This is a genomic window from Thauera aromatica K172, from assembly GCF_003030465.1.
In the GTDB taxonomy this organism is placed as follows: Bacteria; Pseudomonadota; Gammaproteobacteria; order Burkholderiales; family Rhodocyclaceae; genus Thauera; species Thauera aromatica.
In genome coordinates, this window is record NZ_CP028339.1 from 1,009,690 (window position 1) to 1,027,087 (window position 17,398).

The following is a 17,398-nucleotide window of genomic DNA, read 5'->3' on the forward strand; positions in this document are numbered from 1 at the left end:
CGGTTCCCTGTCCTTTCGTCCGCTCAGCGCTTGGCGGCGGTGTCGGCTGCCGGCTTCCAGACCGTGCCGATCGACAGACCGTCGATCTTGCGGCGGCGGCCGTAGATGAAGTTGATCAGCATCCGCGACACCAGGATGGCGCTGAACATCGAGGTCAGGATGCCCAGGCAGTGCACCACCGCGAAACCGCGCACCGGGCCGGAGCCGAACACGAGCAGGGCGATGCCGGCGATCAGGGTGGTGATGTTGGAGTCGAGGATGGTGTCGAAGGCGCGGTCGTAGCCGGCGGCGATCGCTGCCTGCGGGCTGGCGCCGTTGCGCAGCTCTTCGCGGATGCGCTCGTTGATCAGCACGTTGGCGTCGATCGCCATGCCCAGGGTGAGCGCCATCGCGGCGATCCCGGGCAGGGTCAGGGTGGCCTGCAGCAGCGACAGCAGCGCCACCAGCAGCAGCAGGTTGGCGGCGAGCGCGACCGAGGACACCAGGCCGAACAGCAGGTAGTAGGCGCACATGAAGGCGACGATCGCGAGGAAGCCCCACAGCGTCGAGTGGAAGCCCTTGGTGATGTTCTCCGCGCCCAGGCTGGGGCCGACGGTGCGCTCCTCGATGATCTCCATCGGTGCGGCGAGCGAACCGGCGCGCAGCAGCAGGGCAACGTCGTTGGCTTCGACTGTGGTCATGCGCCCCGAGATCTGCACCCGGCCGCCGCCGATCTCGCTGCGGATCACCGGCGCGGTGACAACTTCGCCCTGGCCTTTTTCGATCAGCAGGATCGCCATGCGCTTGCCGACGCTCTCGCGCGTGACGTCACGGAAGATGCGTGCGCCGGCGGCATCGAGGGTCAGATGCACGGCGGGCTCGTTGGTCTGGCCGTCGAAGCCGGGCTGGGCATCGGTGAGGCGGTCGCCGGTGAGCACGACCTGCTTCTTGACCAGCAGCGGCGAGCCGCCGCGCTCGGTGTACAGCTCGGTGCCGAAGGGAATGCTGCCGGCCAGGGCCTGCTCGATGGCGCCCGGGGTGTCGTCGACCATGCGCACTTCGAGGGTGGCGGTGCGGCCGAGGATGTCCTTCGCCTTGGCCACGTCCTGCACACCAGGCAGCTGCACGACGATGCGTTCGGCCCCTTGTTGCTGGATCACCGGCTCGGCGACGCCGAGCTCGTTGATGCGGTTGTGCAAGGTGGTGATGTTCTGCTTGATCGCGAAGTCGCGCATCGTCTGCTGCGCCTGCGGAGTCAGGGTGGCGACGAGCTTGAGGTCGTCGGCAGCATCGTCACGCTCGGCGAGCTGGAGGTCGGTGGTGGAGTCCTGGATCGCACGGCGACCGGCTTCGCGCTGGGCGGGATCGCGGAAGCGGACCACCACGGTGTTGCCTTCGCGGCTGATGCCGGCATGGCGCACGCTCTTGTCGCGCATCAGGGTGCGCAGGTCGCCGGTGGTGGCGTCGAGGCGCTTGAGTAGTGCGCCCGGCATGTCCACTTCGAGGAGGAAATGCACGCCGCCGCGCAGGTCGAGGCCGAGGTACATGGGCAGGGCCTGGATCGACGTGAGCCAGCTCGGCGAAGCCGACAGCAGGTTCAGGGCGACGACGTAGGACGGGTCGGCGGGGTCGGGAGTGAACGCCTGTTCGATGACGTCCTTGGCGCGCAGCTGGGTTTCGGTGTCGGCGAGGCGCACACGCACGCTGGTCGCGTCGGAGAAGATGCCGGTGTGGTCGATGCCGGCGGCGCGCAGGGCGCTGCCGATGCGCTCGGTGACCGCGACCGGATCGAGCTTGAGGGTGGCCTTGGCGCTCGACACCTGCACTGCCGGCACTTCGCCGTAGAAATTGGGCAGGGTATAGATCAGGCCCCAGAGCAGCACGAGGCCGATGAGGATGTTCTTCCAGAGAGGGTAGCGGTTCATCGTCGGCGGGAAAGTGGAGGAGCGAGGCGGAAAGGCGCAGTGCGGAGGGCGCGGCGCAGGGCGGTGGAGCGCGCCGGCGGGTGGAGGCCCGCCGGTGTGCCGGCAGGCCTTACAGCGACTTCAGCGTACCCTTGGGCAGCACGGTGGCGACCGCCTGCTTCTGCACGGCGACCACGGTGCTGGCGGCGATCTCGACGTGCACGAAGCTGTCGCCGACTTCGGTGACGCGGCCGGCGATGCCGCCGCCGGTGACGACTTCGTCGCCCTTGGCCAGCGCCTCGACCATCGACTTGTGTTCCTTCGCGCGCTTCATCTGCGGGCGGATCATCAGGAACCACAGCACCACGAACATCAGGATCAGCGGCAGAAGGCCCATCAGGCCGCCAGTGGGGTCGGCAGCGCCCGCGGCCTGGGCGTAGGCATTGGAAATCAGCACGTTGAAACTCCGGTTGGGCAGAAAAGCGGTGAAGTATAGCAGCAGCCGGGATCGTGCCCGGGATGGGTGAGACGGCGCGCGCGCCGAACGGTTCAGGCAGTGCCGGTGGCGCGCTCGCGGTGAAAGCGCTGCACGTATTGCGCGAACTCGCCGGCGATGATCGCCGCGCGCAGCTCGGCGGTGAGGGTCTGGTAGTAGCGCAGGTTGTGGACCGTGTTGAGCATGCTGCCGAGAATCTCGCCGCTGCGGTGCAGGTGGTGGAGGTAGGCGCGGCTGAAGTGGCGGCAGGTGTAACAGTCGCACGACGGGTCGAGCGGCCGGGTGTCGGCCTTGTGCACCGCGTTCTTGATCTTGATGTCGCCATGGCGGGTGAACAGCCAGCCGTTCCTCGCGTTGCGCGTGGGCATCACGCAGTCGAACAGGTCGATGCCGGCGGCCACTCCGGCGACGATGTCCTCGGGCGTGCCCACTCCCATCAGGTAGCGCGGCTTGTCCTGGGGCAGGCGCGGCGCAGTGTGGGCGAGGATGCGCGCCATGTCTTCCTTGGGCTCGCCCACCGAGAGGCCGCCGATGGCGAAGCCGTCGAAGCCGATCGCCTCCAGCGCAGCCTGCGACTCGTCGCGCAGATCCTCGTACATGCCGCCCTGGACGATGCCGAACAGCGCGTTCCGTTTCTCCGGGTCGGCGTCCGCTTTGTCATTCAGTTTGTCAAACTCGTCGCGCGAGCGCCGCGCCCAGCGCTGCGACAGCTGCATCGACTTCGCCGCCTCGTCGCGGGTGGCGGGGTAGGGCGTGCATTCGTCGAAGATCATCACGATGTCCGAGTTCAGCACGTGCTGGATCTGCATCGAAATTTCGGGCGTGAGGAACAGTTTCGCGCCATCGATCGGGCTGGCGAACTTCACTCCTTCCTCGCTGATCTTGCGCAGTGCCCCCAGGCTGAAGACCTGGAAGCCGCCCGAGTCGGTGAGGATGGGCTTGTCCCAGGCCATGAAGCGGTGCAGGCCGCCATGCGCACCGATGATCTCCAGCCCCGGGCGCAGCCACAGGTGGAAGGTGTTGCCCAGGCAGATCTGTGCGCCGATGTCGGCGAGCATCGCCGGCGTCATCGCCTTCACCGTGCCATAGGTGCCGACCGGCATGAACACAGGGGTTTCGACCACGCCGTGGGCGAGCGTCAGGCGGCCGCGGCGGGCGCCGCGGTCGGTGGCGAGGAGTTCAAAGTGCATCGTCTTCGGCTTCGTTCTTGCGGGTCAGGAACATCGCGTCGCCGTAACTGAAGAAGCGGTAGCGGCGGGCGATGGCGTGGGCGTAGGCGCGGCGGATGGTGTCCATGCCGGCGAAGGCCGACACCAGCATCAGCAAGGTGGATTTGGGCAGGTGGAAGTTGGTGAGCAGCGCATCGACGACCTGGAAGCGGAAGCCGGGGAGGATGAAGATTTCGGTTTCGCTGCTGCCCGCCTCCAGTGCGCCGTCCTGGGCGGCGGCTTCGAGCGCGCGCAGGCTGGTGGTGCCGACCGCGATCACGCGTCCGCCGGCGGTGCGGGTGGCGGCGATCGCGTCCACGGTTTCCTGCGGGATCACGTAGCGTTCGCGGTGCATGCGGTGTTCGCCGAGGTCATCCACCCGCACCGGCTGGAAGGTGCCGGCGCCGACGTGGAGGGTCAGCCAGGCGCAGTTCGCGCCGCGCTCGGCGAGGCGGGAGAGGAGAGCCTCGTCGAAGTGCAGGCCGGCGGTGGGCGCGGCGACCGAGCCGGGGTCGCGTGCGAAGACCGTCTGGTAGCGGCTTTCGTCGGCATCCCCGGCGGCGCGCTGGATGTAGGGCGGCAGCGGCAGCTTGCCGTGGCGTTCGAGGAGGGCGAACAGATTTTCGCCGGCGGGAAAGCGCAGATGGTAGAACTCGCCGACGCGGCCGAGCACTTCGACGTCGAAGGCGTCGGCCAGGCGCAGCCGGCTGTCGGTCTTCGGCGACTTGCTCGCGCGCACCTGGGCGAGCGCCTCGTGCGGGCCGACCGCGCGCTCGATCAGGACTTCGACCTGGCCGCCGCTGTCCTTGATGCCGTGCAGACGGGCATGGATGACGCGGGTGTCGTTGAACACCAGCAGGTCGCCGGGGCGTACCAGCGCGGGCAGGTCGGCGATGCTCGCGTCGACGAGCAGCGGCTCGGCGCCGGGGGTGGGGGTGACGACCAGCAGGCGGCTGGCGCTGCGCTCGGGCAGCGGTGCCTGGGCGATCCGCTCGGGCGGCAGCAGGTAGTCGAAATCGTCGAGGGTCAGGGACATTGCGGTGAAAGTGAGAATGAAAGGGCGAGCCCTCGGCTTGGTAGGGGCAAGAGATCCTTCTCTCGCGCTTGCTGCCGTGGCGCTTGTTCGGAGATAATGCGCCTCCCCTGCCGGGATGGCGGAATCGGTAGACGCAGCGGATTCAAAATCCGCCGCCGCAAGGTGTAAGGGTTCGAGTCCCTTTCCCGGCACCACTAGAAAAATCAGTAAGTTAGAGGCGGTGAAGCGCGGCGAAAGGTCGCCATTCTAGGGTTTTTGCAGCAATTGTGCAGCACTGACCCTCGCGCTGCACCGGCATCCGTCTCCCCTCGAAGCAGTGCCTGGTATCGAGACGCACGCCTGCAGGTCGTTGGCCGGAAAAACAGGGCGACCTTTTGCGTGCGCTGACGGGAGCGTGAGTTCAGAGCCGCTTCCTGGAGACCAACAAGCTGTTGGCGACTGCGTCGAACACGTCCGCCGGGAAATCCGGTGGCAGTGCCCGGCTGAGCGCCTCCAGGACGTGGCTGGTCCGCGAGACCAACTCGTCGATGAGGTGTTCCATGTCGCGGCCAAGCCCGCACTTCTGTGCCATATCGTTGAAATGGCGCCGCTGGATGTCCCGCAACCGGTAGTGCGTGTTCTTGCCGCGCACGGCCATGGCCAGGCGAAGCTTCTCGTAATCGAGCTGATTCGGGCCTGTCCCGGCGACGGGCCAGGCCGACAGCACGTCGTAGAGCGGCGTGAGGCGGTAACGCCCTCCCGGGAGCAGGAAGAGGGAAAAATTCTTGGCGTGGCCATCGGTGGCGGCGAGCATCCAGAAGAGCAGTTGGGCTGTGAAGAGCGTCTTGAGGTCGGCCTCACGAGCCTCCGACTGCTGCAGGATGCGCGCGAGGTCTACCAGACCGGGGCCGCCATCGGATTCGTACTTGGCACCGGGCGGGGTGCCGGTCGCCTGGCAGAAATCTTCCTGCGGCAGGCGTAGCCAGTAGCTGCCGGAACTCGCCAGGCGGCGATCGAAGCGTTCGACAATCAGTACCTTCTGGTCGCCGAAGCGCTGGATTTCGCACGCGGCGACCGGCAGGCCGAAGCCGGCCAGGACTTGCGCGCAAAGCCACTCGTTTTCGACCGAGGTGCGCATGTCTGCCTGGCGGTTGCCGACCAAGCCGAGCGGCAGCTTGAAAATATGGGTGGTCGGTGTGGCGCCCAGCGGACGGCACCAGCGCCCGTCATGCCGGGTCAGGGCGGTTTTCTCCTGGGCGCCCGCGATCGAGATGCGGAAGTCACCGTCGTCGGCCGCAGCCTGACCCAGAAGCTTGTTTGGGGAAACGGTGCCCTTGAGGATACGTTCTATGCCGGCATCGTCGAGCGGTTCGACGTCGATGCGGAACACACCGCCAGGCTCTACGTCATCTGGGAGAAGTTGCACGGCGCCCACGCAGTCGCGTCCGATGGCCTGCAGGAGGTCGAAGGCTCCGGTGCTGTCGGTGCGGAAGCGGGACTGCAGCCGCGTGCGGATGCGGTCGCTGTCGGGCAGCAGGTTGTCGAAGTAATTGCGCACGGCATCGCCCCGCAGGGGCAGATTGTCCAGCGTAAAGGGCAGGGACAGGGACAGGGGACGCCCTTCGGGTGATGCCACCCAGTCCCGTTCGTACTGGAACTCGGTCGCTCCCCGCGCCGGCAGACGCCACTGCCCGACCAGCCTGCCGTTGATCCAGGCGTTCAGAATCCGGGTGTGCGAAGGGCGGCCCATCGCTACCACTCGCTCTCGTTGACGGGCTGCGTCTTCTCCTGGAGTACGAGTTCCAGGCCAAGCTGGCTCGCCAGGGCGAGGAGGCGGTCGAGCGTGAAGCGCTCCGGGTGGGCTTCAAGCTCGGACAGGCGGTTCTGGCTGATGCCCAGACCTGCGGCGACCGTGGCTTGGGAGAGGCGCAGGGCTTTGCGTCGAGCAGTGAGAATCCGGCCTGCCTGCTGGGGCGAGTTGACTCGGAGCATGGATTTTCATCTGGAAAGTCGATATGCGCAAAATATCGTATTTTTCGATAAAAGTAAAATATCGGAAATAACGATTCAACAAGATTCTGGATGTCCCCGCGGCGCCGGTGCCGTCGCGGCGTCGCTGATCGCGCGTACCGCCGGGTGGGTCAGCCTGCGTTCGACCGAGATCGCGTAGTAGGTTTCGATGACGCCGCCGGCGTCCCCCAGATGCACCAGACCCGCCTGCCGGCACAACTGCTCGCCGACCCGCGCCGCGCTCGGGAAAACGCCCGCTCCGGCCTCGGCGAAAGCGCGCATCAGGGCGCTGTCGTCGAACTCGCCGACGATGCGCGGATGCAGGTGGGCAGCTTCGAGCCAGCGCAGGAGCGGGCCGCGGACGCTGGCTTCGGCACCGGGCAGCAGCAGCGGGGCACCGTCCAGGCATTCTGGAAAGCCCTTTTTCAGCGTCGCCGCCAGGGCCGGGGTGGCGAAAAAGGCGATCGTCGATTCGCCGAGGGCGTGGCTGTAGCCGCGTACGTCCATGTTCTGCGGCAGGGGACGGTCGGCCAGGACGACGTCAAGCTTGTGGATCGCGAGTTCACCGAGCAGGGTGTCGAACTTGCCTTCCCGGCAGACGATGCGCATCGGCTCGGGGAGATCCATCGACGGCGCCAGCAGCAGCCAGGCGATCGCTTTCGGCACCACGTCGGCGACACCGACGCGAAACGGCACGGCACGCCCGGTGGCCCGGCTGCGCAGGGCTTCTTCCAACTCGGTTCCGAGGCGGAAGATCTCTTCGGCGTAGTCGAGCATCATGCGCCCGGTTTCGGTCAGTGCCAGACCGCGGCCCTGGCGTTTGAACAGGCTGACCCCGAGTGCGGTCTCGAGCGTGGTGATCTGCCCCGAAAGCGTCTGGGGCGCGAGCCCGGAACGTTCCGCCGCGCGCACGATCCCACCGGCGCGGGCGACGATCCAGAAATGGTGGAGCTGCTTGTAGTTCAGCATGGCCTTGACCTCGATCGAGCGGGAAGCGGCTTCTGGATGTTTCGATAAAACCGGATCGACATTCTGTTGAACCGGGATTTTATCGAATGGTCTGAGTTTTAACATGCGTCGAGGCGCTCGGCCCGACCGTGACTGCGCGACAACAACAGGAGACTCGAGATGCGTATCGATCTGCAGTGTGACGGGGTGAAGGCGACCCCCGGCCTACATGACTACGTGAGCCGGCGGATGAGCGGCGCGATCGGGCGCTTCCGCGACCACATCCAGTGGGCGCGGGTGAAGGTGGCCGATGTCGATGGCGACGGCGCGGACAAGCGTTGCGTGGTACAACTGCGGCTGCGCAACCTGCCGGACGTGGTGTTCGCGATCAAGCAGCTCGACGTGCGCGCCGCGGTCGACGCCGCCGCGGAGCGGGTGTCACGGGTTCTGGCCCAGCGCCTGCGCCGTCAGCAAAAGCCGGGCCGCGGAGCGTCCGCCCCGGTTGCGGCGCTGCCGGCTTGAAGACCGACTTGCCGCCCCTCAAAACCATTCATCCTTCCGGAGGAACATCCGCCATGGAAAACCGCATCACGACAATGCACCGCGCCGAAGCTTCGGTGCTATCGACCAACAAGGTCATCCGCAACACCTACCTGCTGCTGTCGCTGACGCTGGCCTTCTCGGCGCTCACCGCCGGGCTGTCGGTGGCGATGGGGCTGCCCCACCCCGGCATCCTCCTGACCCTGGCGGGCTACTTCGGCCTGCTGTTCCTGACCACCAAGTTCCGCAACAGCGGGCTGGGCATTGTGTTCGTGTTCGCGCTCACCGGCTTCATGGGCTTCACGCTCGGCCCGATCATCTCCGCCTACCTGTCGCTGCCCAACGGCGGCAGCATCGTGATGCAGGCGATGGCCGGCACGGCGGCGATCTTCCTCGGACTGTCGGCCTACGCGATCACCACCAGGAAGGATTTCTCCTTCATGGGTGGGTTCCTGATGGTCGGTATCCTGGTGGCCTTCCTGGCCGGCCTGGGCGCGGTGTTCTTCTCGATCCCGGCGCTGTCGCTGACCGTATCGGCCGCTTTCGTGCTGCTGATGTCGGGCCTGATCCTGTATGAGACCAGCAACATCATCCACGGCGGCGAAACCAACTACGTGATGGCCACGGTGACCTTGTTCGTGTCGATCTTCAACCTCTTCACCAGCCTGCTGCACCTGCTCGGCTTCGCCAGCAACGACTGATCCGCTGCGCCCCTGGCGGCGCGCTGCGGGATGAGCGGGGCGATCGCCAGAGGGCGGTCGCCCCGCGTCGTCTGGCGAAGTGCGGCGTGTCGCAGTGCAGCGTGGACAGGCCACGCCGTCGTCCGCCTGGCGTTACAATGGCGCACATTTTTGACTGGGAACGGCTGGATGAAGACCACCTTTCTGGATTTTGAAACGGCGATCGCCGAACTTGAGGCGAAGATCGACCAACTGCGGTTCGTGCAGGACGACCCGGCGGTCGACATCTCCGAGGAGATTGCGCGCCTGGAGGCCAAGAGCCAGTCGCTGACCAAGGAACTCTACGCCAAGCTCACGCCGTGGCAGATCGCTCAGGTCGCACGCCACCCGCAGCGCCCTTATACGCTCGACTATGCCGAGCTGATCTTCACCGATTTCCAGGAACTGCACGGCGATCGCGCCTATGCCGACGACAAGGCGATCGTCGGCGGTCTGGCGCGCTTCAACGGCCAGAGCTGCGTGGTGATCGGCCACCAGAAGGGGCGCGACACGAAGGAGAAGATCGCGCGCAACTTCGGCATGCCGCGCCCGGAGGGCTACCGCAAGGCGATGCGGCTGATGAAGCTCGCCGAGAAGTTCGGCCTGCCGGTGTTCACCTTCGTCGACACCCCGGGCGCCTATCCGGGCATCGGCGCCGAGGAGCGCGGCCAGTCCGAGGCGATCGGCCACAGCATCTACCTGATGGCCGAGCTCAAGACGCCGATCGTCAGCACCATCATCGGCGAGGGCGGTTCGGGCGGCGCGCTGGCGATCGCGGTCGCCGACCAGGTGTTGATGCTGCAGTACTCGACCTACTCGGTGATCTCGCCCGAAGGCTGCGCCTCCATCCTGTGGAAGAGCGCGGAGAAGGCCGCCGATGCGGCCGATACCATGGGCATCACCGCGGCGCGGCTGAAGTCGCTGAGCCTGATCGACAAGGTGGTCAGCGAGCCGGTCGGCGGGGCGCACCGCGACCACCGCGCGATGGCGGCCACGCTCAAGCGCGCGCTGACCGACGCCCTGCGCGAACTCGAAGCGCTGACCCCTTCGGAGCTCGTCGCCCAGCGCTACGACAAGCTGATGAGCTACGGGCGCTACAAGGAAAAGGCCGCCTGAGCGGGGCCTGCGCCGCAGCGGCGGCGTGATCCCGCGGCATGGCGGCCGGGCACCATGGGCATGGTCGTGCACGATGAACTGCGGTCCGAAGTCGGCCGCGTGCTCGCCGCCGCCGGAGTCGGGCCGCACAGCCGTCTGTGCTGCGCGCTCTCCGGCGGGGTCGATTCGGTGTCCTTGTTCACCCTGCTGTGCAGCCTGCAGGCACCGTTCGGCTACGCGCTGTCGGCCGCGCACGTCCACCACGGCCTCAGCCCGAACGCGGACGCCTGGGCGGCGGCCTGCGCCCGTCGCTGCGAGCGTGCCGGGGTTCCTTTCCAGCTGTTTCGGGTGACGGTGGCGCGGGATCATCCGGGCGGCCTCGAGGCGGCGGCGCGCGAAGCCCGCCGGGCGGCCCTCGATCGGGTGGAGTGCGACTGGCTGGTGCTCGGCCACCACCAGGACGACCAGGCCGAAACCGTGCTGTTCCGCCTCCTGCGCGGCGCCGGCGTGCACGGCGCGGCGGCGATGGCGGCGCTCGACCGGCCCCGCTCGGCACGGTGCCCGGGGCGCTTGCGCCCGCTGCTCGGCGTGCGCCGGGCGCAGATCCTCGCCTGGGCGCGCGCCGCCGGCCTGCGCTGGGAGGAGGACGAGAGCAACGCCGACGAGCGCTACACGCGCAATGCCCTGCGCCGCCAGCTCCTGCCCGCGGCCGAGCGCATCTTCCCCGCCGCGGTGCCCGCACTGGCGCGTGCGGCGGAAAACTTCCGCGAGGCCGACACCCTTCTCGATGAGCTCGCCGCGCTCGACGCGGCCGCCTGCGGCGGCGCGCCCTTGTCCCGTTCGGCCGCGCTCGCGCTCGGCGCGGCGCGGCTGGGCAACCTGCTGCGCTGGCAGCTGCGCGGCGCCGGCGCGCTGGCGCCGTCGCGCGCTCGCCTGGTCGAGGCGGTGCGCCAGCTCTGCGCCGCCGGTGCGGACACGCCGCTGCGCCTGGTGCTCGGCGACCGGGCCTGCTGCGCCTACCGGGATGCGCTGTGGCTCGAAGCGGCCGCTCCCGCTCCCCTCCCGCCGGCGCAGCGCTGGCACGGACAGGCCGCGCTGCCCTGGGGGCAGGGCGAGGTCGTGTTCGCGGGCGCGGAAGGCGAAGGCCTGAGCCGGGTGCGGCTGGCGGCAGCGGCGGAGGTGAGCCTGGCGCCACGACGCGAAGGGATGAAGCTGCGGCTGGATTCGCGCCGGCCGCGGCGCAGTTTCAAGAACCTGTGCCAGGAGGCGGCGATTCCGGCGTGGCTGCGCGCGCGTCTGCCCGTGCTGTGGGTGGATGGCGAACCGGCCTGGGTGGCCGGGATCGGGGTGGCGGCGGAGTTCGCCTGCGCCGCCGGCGAGACGGGCGTGGTACCGCGCTGGCACGCCGCCGCGGCCGGCGCCGATCCGGCTCGCGGGGTGAGCTGAGTCCGGCGCGGTTTTCTCCCGCGGCGCGCAGCCGGCCCGGCGCTTCAGTCGCGCAGCAGGGTCAGCTGCTGCGCCAGCTCCACCGCCGAACGCACGGCCATCTTGTCGAAGATGCGCGAGCGGTGGGCTTCGACCGTGCGCATTGAAATCGACAGCTCGTCGGCGATGACCTTGTTGTACTTGCCTTCGAGGATCAGGTTCATTACTTCGCGCTCGCGGCCGGTCAGTGTCGCCAGCCGGGCTTCGATCGTTTCGCGGCCGGCGGCGGCACGCTGACGCTCGGCGTCGGTGGCGAGGGCCTTCTCGACCAGGTCGACGAGGTCGTGGTCGTTGAACGGCTTCTCGATGAAGTGGAACGCGCCTTTTTTCAGCGCCGCCACCGCCATCGGCACGTCGCCGTGGCCGGTGATGAAAATCACCGGCAGGGTGCAGCCGCGCGCGAGCAGGGTGTCGAAGCATTCCAGTCCGCTCATTCCCGCCATGCGGATGTCGAGCACGATGCAGCCGCGCCAGTCGGGCCGCCAGGCGTCGACGAAGGCTTCGCCGCCGGGCCAGGTGCGGCAGGCGACGCCGCGGGTCTTGAACAGCCACTGGAGGGCGTCGCGGATGGCTTCGTCGTCGTCGATGATGTGGGTGCAGGCGGAGGTCATGCGGAGTCGAGGCCAACGGGAAGCGACAGGGTGAAAAGGGTACCGCCATCGGGGCGGGCTGCGAAGCTCAGGCGGCCATGGTGCAGTTCGGCGATCGAGCGGCAGATGTTCAGCCCCATCCCCATGCCTTCGGGCTTGGTGGTGAAAAACGGCTCGAACAGGCGGACGGCGATCTCGTCGGCGATGCCGCTGCCGCGGTCGGCCACGGTGACAGTGACGAAGCGATCGTCGAGCGCGGAAGCGATGTCCACGCGGCGGCGCTCGGCCGGAGTGTCGCGCATCGAGTCCATCGCGTTGCGCACCAGGTTGACCACGATCTGCTCGATCATCACCGCGTCGATCGCCAGCGGAGGCAGGGCGGAAGCGAGATCGGTGCGGATGGCCACCCGGCGTTTGCGCGCATCGGCTTCGATCAGGCCGACCGCATCGCGGATCACCGCGTTGAGGTCGAGCACTTCGCGTCGAGGCTCGGCGCGGCGCACGAAATCGTGCACCCGGCGGATGATCTCGCCCGCGCGCCGGGCCTGGTGGGCAATGCGCTGGTGGATGTCGAGCAGTTCGGTGGGATCGACGTCATTGCCTTGCAGGCGGTTGATGCAGCCCGAGTTGTAGCTGGTGATCGCCGCCAGCGGCTGGTTGAGCTCGTGGGCGAGGGTGGAGGCCATTTCGCCCATCGTGATCAGGCGCGAGCTCTGCTGCAGGCGCTCTTCCTGCTGGCGGGCCTGCTCGCGCGCGCGCTTCTGCTCGGTGATGTCGAGCACCGAGCCCATCCAGCCGGCATGGCGGCCGTGGGCGTCGATCAGCGGCGCTTCGAACACCAGCACGTCGAGCGCTTCGCCGTTCTTGCGCCGCAGGCGGACTTCGGTGCCTTCGGCGGAGCTTTCGCCGGACATGATTTCGCGGTGCACTTCGAAGGTCTGCTCGAGCCGCTCCGGGTCCCAGTAGGGCATCGGCGGTTTCAGCCCGATCAGTTCCTCCGCAGCGAAGCCGGTCATGCGGCAGAACGCCGAGTTGACGTAGGTCAGCCGGCCGTCGAGGTCGCGGGCGCGCATTCCGGTGCGCATCGAATCCTCCATCGCCTTGCGGAACGCGGACTCGGTGCGCAGCGCGGTTTCGGCCTGCTGCCGGCGGGCGAGCTGGCGGCGCAGCTGGGCCACGCTCCAGACGATGATCCCGCCCAGGAGCACGATCGAGGCGCCCAAGAGCAGCGGAATCCAGCGCGTTTCGGACTTGTAGGCGGTGATCTGGAGGGTCAGGCCATGCCCCGGCGGGTCGAACGGCATCGAGTAGGCGAGCCGGGGAGAAAGGGGCGCGACCTTGGATTTGGCGGCGATTTCCCGGCCATCGGAGTCGAGCACCGCGACCCGGTAGCGCTCCGAGAACCACCACGGCAGCTCGCGCACGACCAGGTCCGACAGCGAATACACCCCCACCACGACGCCGAGCAGGGATTCGTCGGACCACAGCGGGACGTGGACTTCGAAGCGGTGGGCGTTGCCGTTCGCGGGGTAGGCCGGGCCATACACCGGGCGGCCGACGCTGCGCGCCAGTTCGAACGTGGTCGGGGTCGGCACGCGGCTGCCGCCCGCGGCCTCCGCCGGGCGTGGCGGCAGGGCGCCGGCGATGCGGCCGTCGGGCGCCAGCCACAGGATCTGCACCAGTCCGCGCTCGGGGTTGAGCAGATGGGCGAGGCTGGCCTCGGTCTGCGGCGAGAGCGAGGTTCCGGCGAACAGCTCGGTGCCGATCTGCTGCAGATGGATCTCGTTGCGATCGAGCTGGAAACGCAGGTTCTGCTCCATCCACAGCACGTCGTTGAGCAGCGTGGTGCGCTGTTCGTCGGCGTCGTATTCGCGCGTCAGCCAGACCAGGGCGGCAATCGCGCCGAGGAACAGGGCCAGGCTCAGGAAGGGCAGGCGTTGGACCCAGCGGTTGCGGGGGCCGGGAGGCGGTGGGGGCGCCGAAGGGGGGAGAGGGCTCATGGAGGCGGGCGGGGGGCGGGCACGGCGGAGGTTTTCCTTGCTGCGGTATTCCACAATAGCGACAGGGCGGAGCCCAAACGATACTGATCTCCGGCACAGGCGAATCTATCGCCGTGCTCCTGCCCCGGGAAGCGCCGCGGGCCGGAAAAGTTCATCGATGTCGTTGATGCGGAGGAGAGAATCTCATGAAGATGCGCGCACTTCTGGTCGGTCTGGTTGCGGTCGGTTTGTCTGCCGCTGCGGTCGCTGCGGAGCCGATCGTGATCAAGTTCAGCCACGTTGTCGCCCAGGACACGCCCAAGGGCAAGGCGGCCGACAAGTTCAAGGAACTTGCCGAGCAATACACCCAGGGCGCGGTGAAAGTCGAAGTCTACCCGAACAGCACGCTGTACAAGGACAAGGAAGAAATGGAAGCGCTGCAGCTCGGTGCCGTCCAGCTCCTGGCGCCGTCGCTGGCCAAGTTCGGCCCGCTCGGCGTGCGCGAGTTCGAAGTGTTCGATCTGCCCTACATCTTCGACGGCTACGAAGCCCTGAACAAGGTCACCCAGGGCGCGGTCGGCGCGCAGCTGCTCGCCAAGCTCGAGCCCAAGGGCATCCGCGGCCTGGCGTACTGGGACAACGGCTTCAAGTCCTTCTCGGCGAACTCGCCGATCAACAAACCCGAAGACCTGCGCGGCAAGAAGATGCGCATCCAGTCCTCAAAGGTGCTCGAAGAGCAGATGCGCGAGCTCAAGGCGCTGCCGCAGGTGATGGCCTTCTCCGAGGTGTACCAGGCACTGCAGACCGGTGTCGTCGATGGCACCGAGAACCCGCATTCGAACCTCTATACCCAGAAAATGCATGAAGTGCAGAAGCACATGACGCTGACCGACCACGGTTACCTGGGCTACGCGGTGATCACCAACAAGAAGTTCTGGGACGGCCTGCCGGCCGAAGTGCGCACCCAGCTCGACAAGGCGATGAAGGAATCGACCCTCTACGCCAACCAGATCGCCAAGGAAGAGAACGACAAGGCATTGGCGGCGGTGAAGGCGTCGGGCAAGACCGAAGTCCACACCCCGACCGCGGAAGAGAAGGCGGCGTTCAAGAAGGCCCTGGTGCCGGTGCACAAGAAGATGGAGTCGCGCATCGGCAAGGATCTGATCCAGTCGATCTACACCGAAACCGGCTTCGATCCGGCCAAGCTCTGATCCCCCTCCGGCAACGGTACGACGCCCGCTGGCAGTGCAACGCTCGCGGGCGTTTTTTGTGATGGGAGACCCTAAATGTTGAGAATTCTGGATCACCTTGAGGAGTGGCTGATCACCTTCCTCATGGGCGCGGCGACGCTGATCATCTTCGTCTCCGTGGTCCATCGCTACGGCTCCGGCCTCGACATCCCGGCGCTGCAGGACTGGCTGCTCGGGCTCAACCTCGGCTGGGCGCAGGAGCTGACGATCATCATGTTCGTGTGGATGGCGAAGTTCGGCGCGGCGTATGGCGTGCGAACCGGCATTCACGTCGGCGTTGATGTGTTGATCAACCGCCTGTCGGATGCCAATCGGGCCAAGTTCATCGTGATCGGACTCGGTGCAGGCGCCTTGTTCACCGGCATCGTCGGCACGCTCGGCGCAACCTTCGTCCTCGAGAACGGAGCGCATTACCAGATCCTGAATTGGCTCGGGATGGACACCGGCGATCTCTACGAGGGCCCGGTCACCCCTGATCTTGAATGGCCGACGTGGATTGTGTATTCGGCGATTCCGTTCGGCTCCTATCTGATGTGCTTCCGCTTTCTGCAGGTCATGACGGGCTTCCTCCGCAGCGGCGAGCTGCCGCACCACGACCACGGCCATGTGGACGGCATCGACGAGGAGCACCTGCCGACCGACGCGAACTACTACGACATGGGCGACGATCTGCATCCGCACGACCTGAAGCACAAGCAGTTCGGCGAGAGCCACGACACCGACGCCGGCAAGGGAGGCAAGCAATGAGCGCGGCAATCATCTTCATCCTCCTGCTGGTGCTGATGCTCACCGGCATGCCGATCTCGATCTCGCTCGGTCTGACCGTGCTCACCTTCCTGTTCACGATGACCGAGGTGCCGATCGAGTCGGTGGCACTCAAGCTGTTCACCGGCATCGAGAAGTTCGAGATCATGGCGATCCCGTTCTTCATCCTCGCCGGCAACTTCCTGACTCATGGCGGCGTGGCGCGACGGATGATCAACTTCGCCACGTCCATGGTCGGCCACTGGCACGGCGGTCTGGGGCTGGGCGGCGTGCTCGCCTGCGCGCTCTTCGCCGCAGTGTCGGGGTCGAGCCCGGCGACCGTGGTAGCGATCGGCGCGATCCTGCTGCCGGCGATGGTGAAGCAGGGTTTTCCGAACAAGTTCGGCGCCGGCGTGATCACCACATCGGGGGCGCTCGGAATCCTGATCCCGCCCTCGATCGTGATGGTGATGTACTCGGTGTCGACCAACACTTCGGTCGGCGCCCTGTTCATGGCGGGCGTGGTGCCCGGCATCCTGCTCGCGGCCTTCCTGGGCTTCACGACCTGGAACCGTGCGCGCAAGTTCGGCTATCCGCGCTTGCCCAAGGCGAGCTGGGGGCAGCGCGCGAAGGCGTTCAAGGATTCGGCCTGGGGTCTGTTCCTGATCGTGGTGGTGATGGGCGGCATCTATACCGGCATCTTCACGCCCACCGAGGCGGCGGCGATGAGTGCGGTGTATGCGTTCTTCGTCGCGGTGTTCGTGTACAAGGATCTGGGCATGAAGGACGTGCCCAAGGTGCTGCTGAACTCCGCCAACATGAGCGCGATGCTGCTCTACATCATCACCAACGCGGTGTTGTTCTCCTTCCTGCTCACACACGAGAACATCCCGCAGCAGATGGCGGACTTCATGATCGGCACCGGCGTGGGCATGATCGGCTTCCTGATCATGGCCAACATCCTGATGCTGATCGCGGGCAACTTCATGGAGCCGTCGTCGATCGTGCTGATCCTGGCGCCGATCCTGTTCCCGATCGCGGTCAAGCTGGGCATCGATCCGGTGCACTTCGGCATCATCATGGTGGTGAATATGGAAGTGGGCATGTGCCACCCGCCGGTGGGCCTGAACCTGTACGTGGCGAGCGGGATCACCAAGATGGGCATCACCGAGCTTACGGTCGCGGTCTGGCCGTGGCTGCTGTCGATGCTGGTGTTCCTGGTGCTGGTCACCTACTGGCCCACCATGTCGCTGTGGCTGCCGCGCACGCTCGGCATGATGTAAGGCCGTCGCGAGCTCGATCCCGGGCCCGGCCGCGTGCCGGGTCCGGCTTTTGTGCTCGACCCGGGGTGAAGGCAGCGGGCGGATGCTGCATCGAGGTGTTTCATTCCCAGTCGTGGATGTTGCGCCGCGATAGAATCGCGCGCCCTTGCCTGT

Annotated in this window: 16 protein-coding genes and 1 tRNA gene; 8 read left to right on the top strand and 9 right to left on the bottom strand. The window is 67.0% G+C overall.

Going from position 1 to position 17,398, the window contains the following annotated elements; translation table 11 throughout:
* Nucleotides 1-23: 23 nt before the first annotated feature.
* The 4 genes from secD to queA form a co-directional block, all read right to left on the bottom strand.
* The gene (secD, locus tag Tharo_RS04880) at nt 24-1,904 is read right to left on the bottom strand and encodes a protein translocase subunit SecD (protein WP_107220231.1); all 1,881 of its coding nucleotides are present in this window, start codon (nt 1,902-1,904) and stop codon (nt 24-26) included.
* 109 nt (nt 1,905-2,013) lie between these two features.
* On the bottom strand, nt 2,014-2,340 hold the full coding sequence (gene yajC, locus Tharo_RS04885) for a preprotein translocase subunit YajC (protein WP_107220232.1): 327 nt from the start codon (nt 2,338-2,340) through the stop codon (nt 2,014-2,016).
* 92 nt (nt 2,341-2,432) lie between these two features.
* Complete coding sequence (gene tgt, locus Tharo_RS04890) at nt 2,433-3,569, bottom strand: tRNA guanosine(34) transglycosylase Tgt (RefSeq protein ID WP_107220233.1); 1,137 nt, start codon at nt 3,567-3,569, stop codon at nt 2,433-2,435.
* Nucleotides 3,559-4,623 (bottom strand): tRNA preQ1(34) S-adenosylmethionine ribosyltransferase-isomerase QueA, encoded by a 1,065-nt coding sequence (gene queA / locus Tharo_RS04895; protein ID WP_107220234.1) that lies wholly within the window; start codon nt 4,621-4,623, stop codon nt 3,559-3,561. Before queA ends, tgt begins: the two co-directional genes overlap by 11 nt.
* A 109-nt stretch (nt 4,624-4,732) precedes the next feature.
* On the opposite strand from queA, the gene Tharo_RS04900 reads away from it, so the two are divergent.
* Nucleotides 4,733-4,817, top strand: a tRNA-Leu gene (locus Tharo_RS04900).
* A 206-nt stretch (nt 4,818-5,023) separates the two neighbouring features.
* On the opposite strand, the gene Tharo_RS04910 is transcribed toward Tharo_RS04900, so the two are convergent.
* From Tharo_RS04910 to Tharo_RS04920, 3 genes are all read right to left on the bottom strand, one after another.
* Complete coding sequence (locus Tharo_RS04910) at nt 5,024-6,352, bottom strand: type II toxin-antitoxin system HipA family toxin (RefSeq protein WP_107220236.1); 1,329 nt, start codon at nt 6,350-6,352, stop codon at nt 5,024-5,026.
* Between the two features lie 2 nt (nt 6,353-6,354).
* On the bottom strand, nt 6,355-6,594 hold the full coding sequence (locus tag Tharo_RS04915) for a helix-turn-helix domain-containing protein (RefSeq protein ID WP_107220237.1): 240 nt from the start codon (nt 6,592-6,594) through the stop codon (nt 6,355-6,357).
* 75 nt (nt 6,595-6,669) lie between these two features.
* On the bottom strand, nt 6,670-7,581 hold the full coding sequence (locus Tharo_RS04920) for a LysR family transcriptional regulator (protein WP_107220238.1): 912 nt from the start codon (nt 7,579-7,581) through the stop codon (nt 6,670-6,672).
* Between the two features lie 159 nt (nt 7,582-7,740).
* Here Tharo_RS04920 and Tharo_RS04925 point away from each other — a divergent pair, with 159 nt between their 5' ends.
* The 4 genes from Tharo_RS04925 to tilS all read left to right on the top strand — a co-directional run bounded on the left by Tharo_RS04925 (nt 7,741) and on the right by tilS (nt 11,360).
* The gene (locus tag Tharo_RS04925) at nt 7,741-8,082 is read left to right on the top strand and encodes an HPF/RaiA family ribosome-associated protein (RefSeq protein ID WP_107220239.1); all 342 of its coding nucleotides are present in this window, start codon (nt 7,741-7,743) and stop codon (nt 8,080-8,082) included.
* A gap of 53 nt (nt 8,083-8,135) precedes the next feature.
* Nucleotides 8,136-8,801, top strand: a complete 666-nt coding sequence (locus tag Tharo_RS04930; RefSeq protein ID WP_107220240.1) for a Bax inhibitor-1/YccA family protein — start codon at nt 8,136-8,138, stop codon at nt 8,799-8,801.
* Between the two features lie 168 nt (nt 8,802-8,969).
* Entirely contained in the window at nt 8,970-9,935 is a 966-nt protein-coding gene (locus Tharo_RS04935) for an acetyl-CoA carboxylase carboxyltransferase subunit alpha (protein WP_107220241.1), read from the top strand.
* A 60-nt stretch (nt 9,936-9,995) separates the two neighbouring features.
* Nucleotides 9,996-11,360, top strand: coding sequence for a tRNA lysidine(34) synthetase TilS (gene tilS, locus Tharo_RS04940; protein ID WP_107222313.1), 1,365 nt, complete (start codon nt 9,996-9,998; stop codon nt 11,358-11,360).
* A 44-nt stretch (nt 11,361-11,404) separates the two neighbouring features.
* Here tilS and Tharo_RS04945 read toward each other — a convergent pair whose 3' ends face one another.
* A complete protein-coding gene (locus Tharo_RS04945) occupies nt 11,405-12,010 on the bottom strand; it encodes a response regulator transcription factor (protein ID WP_107220242.1) in 606 nt (201 codons plus the stop codon).
* A complete protein-coding gene (locus Tharo_RS04950; RefSeq protein WP_107220243.1) occupies nt 12,007-13,989 on the bottom strand; it encodes a sensor histidine kinase in 1,983 nt (660 codons plus the stop codon). Before Tharo_RS04950 ends, Tharo_RS04945 begins: the two co-directional genes overlap by 4 nt.
* A gap of 185 nt (nt 13,990-14,174) precedes the next feature.
* Between Tharo_RS04950 and Tharo_RS04955 the strand changes: the two genes are divergently transcribed.
* From Tharo_RS04955 to Tharo_RS04965, 3 genes are all read left to right on the top strand, one after another.
* The gene (locus Tharo_RS04955) at nt 14,175-15,179 is read left to right on the top strand and encodes a TRAP transporter substrate-binding protein (RefSeq protein WP_107220244.1); all 1,005 of its coding nucleotides are present in this window, start codon (nt 14,175-14,177) and stop codon (nt 15,177-15,179) included.
* 75 nt (nt 15,180-15,254) lie between these two features.
* On the top strand, nt 15,255-15,965 hold the full coding sequence (locus tag Tharo_RS04960; protein WP_107220245.1) for a TRAP transporter small permease: 711 nt from the start codon (nt 15,255-15,257) through the stop codon (nt 15,963-15,965).
* Nucleotides 15,962-17,245, top strand: coding sequence for a TRAP transporter large permease (locus tag Tharo_RS04965; RefSeq protein ID WP_107220246.1), 1,284 nt, complete (start codon nt 15,962-15,964; stop codon nt 17,243-17,245). The genes Tharo_RS04960 and Tharo_RS04965 overlap by 4 nt, the downstream gene beginning before the upstream one ends.
* The last annotated feature ends 153 nt before the right edge of the window (nt 17,246-17,398 follow it).